General features: G+C 65.0%; 5 protein-coding genes. 2 read left to right on the plus strand and 3 right to left on the minus strand.

Annotated elements, in window-relative coordinates; genetic code table 11:
* Positions 1-53 precede the first annotated feature (53 nt).
* From V7Q81_RS14365 to V7Q81_RS14375, 3 genes are all read right to left on the minus strand, one after another.
* The gene (locus V7Q81_RS14365; protein ID WP_333844616.1) at positions 54-1,238 is read right to left on the minus strand and encodes an acetyl-CoA C-acyltransferase; all 1,185 of its coding nucleotides are present in this window, start codon (positions 1,236-1,238) and stop codon (positions 54-56) included.
* A gap of 57 nt (positions 1,239-1,295) precedes the next feature.
* Positions 1,296-1,448 (minus strand): hypothetical protein, encoded by a 153-nt coding sequence (locus tag V7Q81_RS14370; protein WP_333844618.1) that lies wholly within the window; start codon positions 1,446-1,448, stop codon positions 1,296-1,298.
* A gap of 348 nt (positions 1,449-1,796) precedes the next feature.
* Positions 1,797-2,225, minus strand: coding sequence for a MerR family transcriptional regulator (locus tag V7Q81_RS14375; RefSeq protein ID WP_333844620.1), 429 nt, complete (start codon positions 2,223-2,225; stop codon positions 1,797-1,799).
* 77 nt (positions 2,226-2,302) lie between these two features.
* On the opposite strand from V7Q81_RS14375, the gene V7Q81_RS14380 reads away from it, so the two are divergent.
* Together V7Q81_RS14380 and V7Q81_RS14385 are read left to right on the plus strand one after the other, a co-directional pair.
* Positions 2,303-3,421, plus strand: coding sequence for an MBL fold metallo-hydrolase (locus tag V7Q81_RS14380; protein ID WP_333844623.1), 1,119 nt, complete (start codon positions 2,303-2,305; stop codon positions 3,419-3,421).
* 35 nt (positions 3,422-3,456) lie between these two features.
* A complete protein-coding gene (locus tag V7Q81_RS14385; RefSeq protein ID WP_333844625.1) occupies positions 3,457-5,274 on the plus strand; it encodes a PHA/PHB synthase family protein in 1,818 nt (605 codons plus the stop codon).
* Positions 5,275-5,337: the final 63 nt, after the last annotated feature.

Here is a 5,337-nt window from a genome sequence, read left to right on the forward strand (position 1 = left end):
CTTCAGGAAAGCGCGATCCTTCCTCTGCCTCCCTGAACCCCTGGAGCGATAATTTACATTTTTTCCACCGCTACAGCAGTCGCCTCGCCGCCGCCGATGCACAAGGCGGCGATGCCCCGCTTCAGGCCGTACTTCTCCAGGGCGTGGAGCAGGGTTACCAGGATGCGGGCGCCCGAGGCCCCGATAGGGTGGCCCAGGGCGCAAGCACCTCCGTGCACGTTCACCTTCTCGTGGGGAAGCTTGAGCTCCTCCATGGCTGCCATGGTGACTACGGCAAAGGCCTCGTTGATCTCGTACAGATCCACGTCTCGCTCGCTCCAGCCCATCTGTTCGTGGAGCTTGCGGATCGCCCCCACCGGGGCGGTGGTGAACCAGGCCGGTTCTTGCGCATGGGTAGCGTGTCCCCGGAGAAGGGCGAGGGGTCTGAGTCCCCGCTTTTGCGCCTCGGCCAGCCGCATCAGCACCAGCGCCGCGGCGCCGTCCGAGATGGAGCTGGCGTTGGCGGGGGTTACCGTACCGTCCTTCTTGAACGCGGGCTTGAGGGTCGGGATCTTGTCGGGGCTTGCCTTGCGAGGTTGCTCGTCCTGGGCGACCACCCGTTCTCCGTCCCGGGTTTTCACCGTCACCGGCACGATCTCCCGGGCGAAGGTGCCGTCCTGGGTGGCTGTCTGGGCGCGGGTCAGGGAGGCGAGGGCGAAGCGGTCCTGGGCCTCCCGGGAGAAGCGGTAGCGGGCGGCGCATTCCTCGGCGAAGCTGCCCATCAGGCGCCCCTTGTCGTAGGCGTCCTCCAGTCCGTCGAGGAGCATATGGTCCTTCAGTTCTCCATGGCCGAGGCGGTAGCCGCCCCGGGCCCGCGTCAATAGATAAGGAGCGTTGCTCATGCTCTCCATGCCGCCGGCGACCATTACCCGGTTGGTTCCCGCCCGCAGCAAGTCGTGGGCCAGCATCACTGCCTTCATGCCCGAGCCGCACATCTTGTTGATGGTGGTGCAGCCGGCGGAAAGTGCGAGCCCCGCCCCGAGGGCTGCCTGGCGCGCGGGCGCTTGACCCTGCCCGGCGCAGAGCACGTTGCCCAGGATGACTTCCTCCACCTCCTCGGGAGCGAGGCCCGAGCGCTCCACCGCTGCCCGCACGGCGGCTGCGCCCAACTCGTGGGCGGCGAGCGGACTTAAGTCCCCGAGCAGCCCGCCCAGCGGGGTGCGAGCGGCAGAGACGATGACAACGGGATCTTCTACCATGGCGACACCTTTGCTCAATCCATGGAGCGGGCGCTTGCGTGATCGCGACCGCTTTCTTTAACCGTGCACCTGTGGCTTACCCCGGATCGTCACGCGGGTGCCGAGCACGATGGCGCACAGCCGCCGCGTCCCGTCCTTAACCCCTGTCACGTCGGCCTGGGATCCCACCAGGGACCGGCCGGCCTTGATCACCCGGCCCCGGACGATCAAACCACTGGCCGTCGCCCGGCGCGAGGAGATTCACCTTGTATTCCACGGTGCAGTGAGCACCCCGGCATCGGCTGGCATCAGGATGCAGGCTGCGTAGCCGCTGGCCGAATCGCCCAGCATACCCATGAGGCTTCCGTGGAAGTCGCCGTGCTGTTGGGTGAGCTGCAGGGAAACGAGGCCAGACCTCGCAATGGACGGGTTTCACCTCGGCGAGGATGGCGCCGAGAGGGCCCACGATCCCTTGACGGGCGAAGCTCGCCCGCACCCGTTCCGCGTATGCGGGGTCGGGGGCGGTAGATGCTGTTGTCGCTTCGCGGATCGCCAATGTCTCCGCTGCACCTCGGTGGCTCAGGGGCCGGATGGGACGGCTACGCCAAGACCCTCTCCTAGCCTCTCCTCCAAAATCCGGCGGCATTGCCTTTGGAACGTTTCAATCTCCGCCAGCATGGCGTCAATGTCCTGGCGCTGCTGCTGTAGCGCCGTTTTCCGCTTGTCCAGAATGACCAGGAACTGCTGGAGCTGGGCGGTTTCGTCCCGAGCGTCGTACAGGTCGAAGAGCTCTTTGATCTCGCTCAAGGAAAAGCCCAGGCGCTTGCCCCGCAGAGTGAGCTTGAGGCGCACCCGGTCCCGGTGGGAATAGATCCGGTGCCGCCCTTCCCGGGCGGGACGCAGCAGCCCCTGGTCTTCGTAAAAGCGGATGGTGCGGGTGGTCACGCCGAACTCTCGAGCCAGCTCGGTGATGGTATAGGTGGCACCTGTCATTGTGTATTGCAGCATGACCCCGTAGAATAGGATTCACTATACTTCCATCTTACGTAAACGTAAAGTCAAAAACCCGCGCACCACGAAGTACGATGCCCGCCCCCGCCGACCCAGTTTCCGTCCCCTCCAACGTTGCCTCGGAAGCGACGACGTCCCCCCTCCATTACCCGTTCGGCCCGCAGGTGCCCGAACCCGGGGAACTCCTGGAAGTGACCGACGGCGTGGGCTGGGTGCGCATGCCGCTGCCCTTTGCCTTGGACCACATCAACCTCTGGGTGCTGCGGGACGGTGACGGGTGGACGGTGGTGGACTGTGGCTACGCGGGGGAGGCTTCCCGGGCGGCGTGGGAGCGCCTGCTGGCCGGCCCGCTGGCCGGGCGGCCGATTCGCCGAGTCATCGTGACCCACTATCACCCGGACCATGTGGGGCTCGCCCATTGGCTCACCCGGCGCTTCGGGGCCGAGCTGTGGATGACCCAAGGGGAATACCTGACCGCCCATGCCGTATGGGACGGCTGGGCCGGCTTCGGCAAGGAACCCCTGATGGACCTCTACCGGCGCCACGGCCTAGACGAGGCGCGGCTAGCGCACTTGAGCCTCAAAGGGGAAACGTACCGGCGGGGGGTACCGCAGCTACCCACCCGCTACCGGCGCATTCTGGACGCAGAGACCATCCCCATCGACGGGCGGGTGTGGACCGTGCGGGTAGGCTATGGCCACGCGCCCGAGCACGCCGCCCTTCACTGTGAGGCCTTGGGGCTCTTGATTTCCGGTGACATGGTGCTCCCGCGCATTTCCACCAACGTGAGCGTGTGGAGCGCCGAGCCGGAAGCAGACCCCTTGGGGCTGTATTTGAGCTCCCTGGACCGTTACCGGCGCTTGCCCGAGGATACCCGGGTGCTGCCCTCCCACGGGCTGGTCTTCACAGGACTGCGAGCTCGCATCGATGCGCTGCGCCGGCATCACGCCGAGCGGCTGGAAATCTTGCGGGCCGCCTGCGTCCAGCCCCGCACGGCGGCGGAAGTGATGCCGGAGCTGTTCAGGCGTTCCCTCGATGCCCATCAGTTGTTCTTCGCCTTGGGGGAGACCCTCGCCCACATGAACTATCTTTGGCGCCGAGGCCGGCTCGAACGCCTGGAGGCGAATGGCGTGTACCGCTTTCGCACCCTGGCGCATCCCCGCTTCATGGAAGCGCCTGCTGGGTTGGACTAGACTTGTCTTTGATCAGCCGCGACAGGAGAAGGGCCGTGAGCAGCATAGCCCCCGAGCCGCCGAAGGCCGAAATCCCCGATCCCGTGGAGCTCGCCCGCCACTTGAGCGAAATTGCCCAGCGCTCAAGCAAGGTGCTTTCCGATTTCATCGCCCGGCAGGCGGTGCAGGGGCAGTTCGGGCTCGCCGACGAGCTGGGCATCGCCAAGGCATTCATGGACATGGCCGCGAAGCTGATGCTGGATCCCATCAAGCTTGCCCAAGCCCAGGTGAATCTGTGGCAGGACTACATGGCCCTGTGGCAGAACAGTTTTCTAAAAATGCTGGGCCACGAGGTTCCGCCGGTGGCCGCGCCTGCTAAAGGGGACAAGCGCTTTCAGCACGAGGCGTGGGAAGACCACTTCCTGTTCGACTACATCAAGCAGTCCTACCTGATTGCCGCTCGTCACCTGCACAACGTGGTGGGAAGCGTGGAGGGGCTGGACGAGCAGACGGCGAAGAAGATCAGTTTCTACACCCGCCAGTATATCGACGCCCTGTCGCCCAGCAACTTCGTTCTCACCAATCCGGAAGTGTTCGACGAGACGGTGAAAAGCGGCGGCCAGAACCTGCTCAAGGGGCTGTCCAACTTGCTGGAGGATCTGGAGCGGGGCAACGGGCAGTTGCGCATCAAGATGACCGACCCGGAGGCCTTCAAGCTGGGGGTGAACATCGCCACGACACCAGGGAAGGTAATCTACCAGAACGACCTGATGCAGCTCCTGCAGTACCAGCCGGCCACGGAGACCGTGTTCAAGCGCCCGCTGCTCATCATCCCGCCCTGGATCAACAAGTACTACATCCTGGACTTGCGAGAGAAGAATTCCTTCATCAAGTGGGCGGTGGAACAGGGCCATACGGTGTTCGTCATCTCCTGGGTTAACCCGGACGCCGAGCACGCCAGAAAAACCTTCGACGACTACCTGCGGGAAGGCCCCCTGGCAGCCCTGGAAGCTATCGAGCAGGCGACCGGCGAAAAGGAGGTGAACGCCATCGGCTACTGCCTCGGCGGGACGCTGCTCGCTTGCACCCTGGCGTACCTCGCGGCCAAGCGCCAGGCCTCCCGCATCGCTAGCGCCACCTTCTTCACCACCATGATCGACTTCTCCGAGCCGGGGGAGCTCGAGGTGTTCATCGACGAGGAGCAGATCGCCGCCCTGGAGCGGCGCATGCGGGAGCGCGGCTACCTGGAGGGCCACGAGATGGCCACTACCTTCAACATGCTGCGCGCGAACGACCTGATCTGGTCCTTCGTGGTGAACAACTACCTCCTGGGCAAAGACCCCTTCCCCTTCGATCTGCTCTACTGGAACTCGGATTCCACCCGCATGCCGGCGGCCATGCACAGCTTCTACCTGCGCAACATGTATCAGCGCAATCTGCTCAAGGAGCCGGGCGGCATCCAGCTCGCGGGTGTGCCCATCGACGTGTCCAAGGTCAAGACCCCGGCGTTCTTCGTCTCCACGGTGGAGGACCACATCGCGCCCTGGAGGTCCACCTACGCCGGAGCGCGGCTGCTCTCCGGCCCGGTCACCTTCGTCTTGGGGGGCTCGGGCCACATCGCCGGGGTGATCAATCCCCCCGCGGCGGGCAAATACGGCTATTGGGTGAACGATCGGCTGGCGCCAGATCCGGACACCTGGTTCCAGGAGGCCCGGCACCAGGCGGGCTCCTGGTGGACCTATTGGGCGGCGTGGGTGGAGCCCTTCGGAAAGGAGCGGGTGACGGCCCGGATTCCGGGAGCAGGCAAGCTCAAGCCCATCGAAGAGGCCCCCGGCTCCTATGTTCGAGTGAGGACCGACGAGGAGAAGGAGTAGGCGGAAAAAGCAACGCCCGCGCTCGCCTTGGCTCGGCTGTGCGCACGAAGTCGGGAGAAGGCG

Origin of the sequence: Pelomicrobium sp. (genome assembly GCF_036803785.1) — a bacterium.
Lineage (GTDB): Bacteria > Pseudomonadota > Gammaproteobacteria > Burkholderiales > UBA6910 > Pelomicrobium.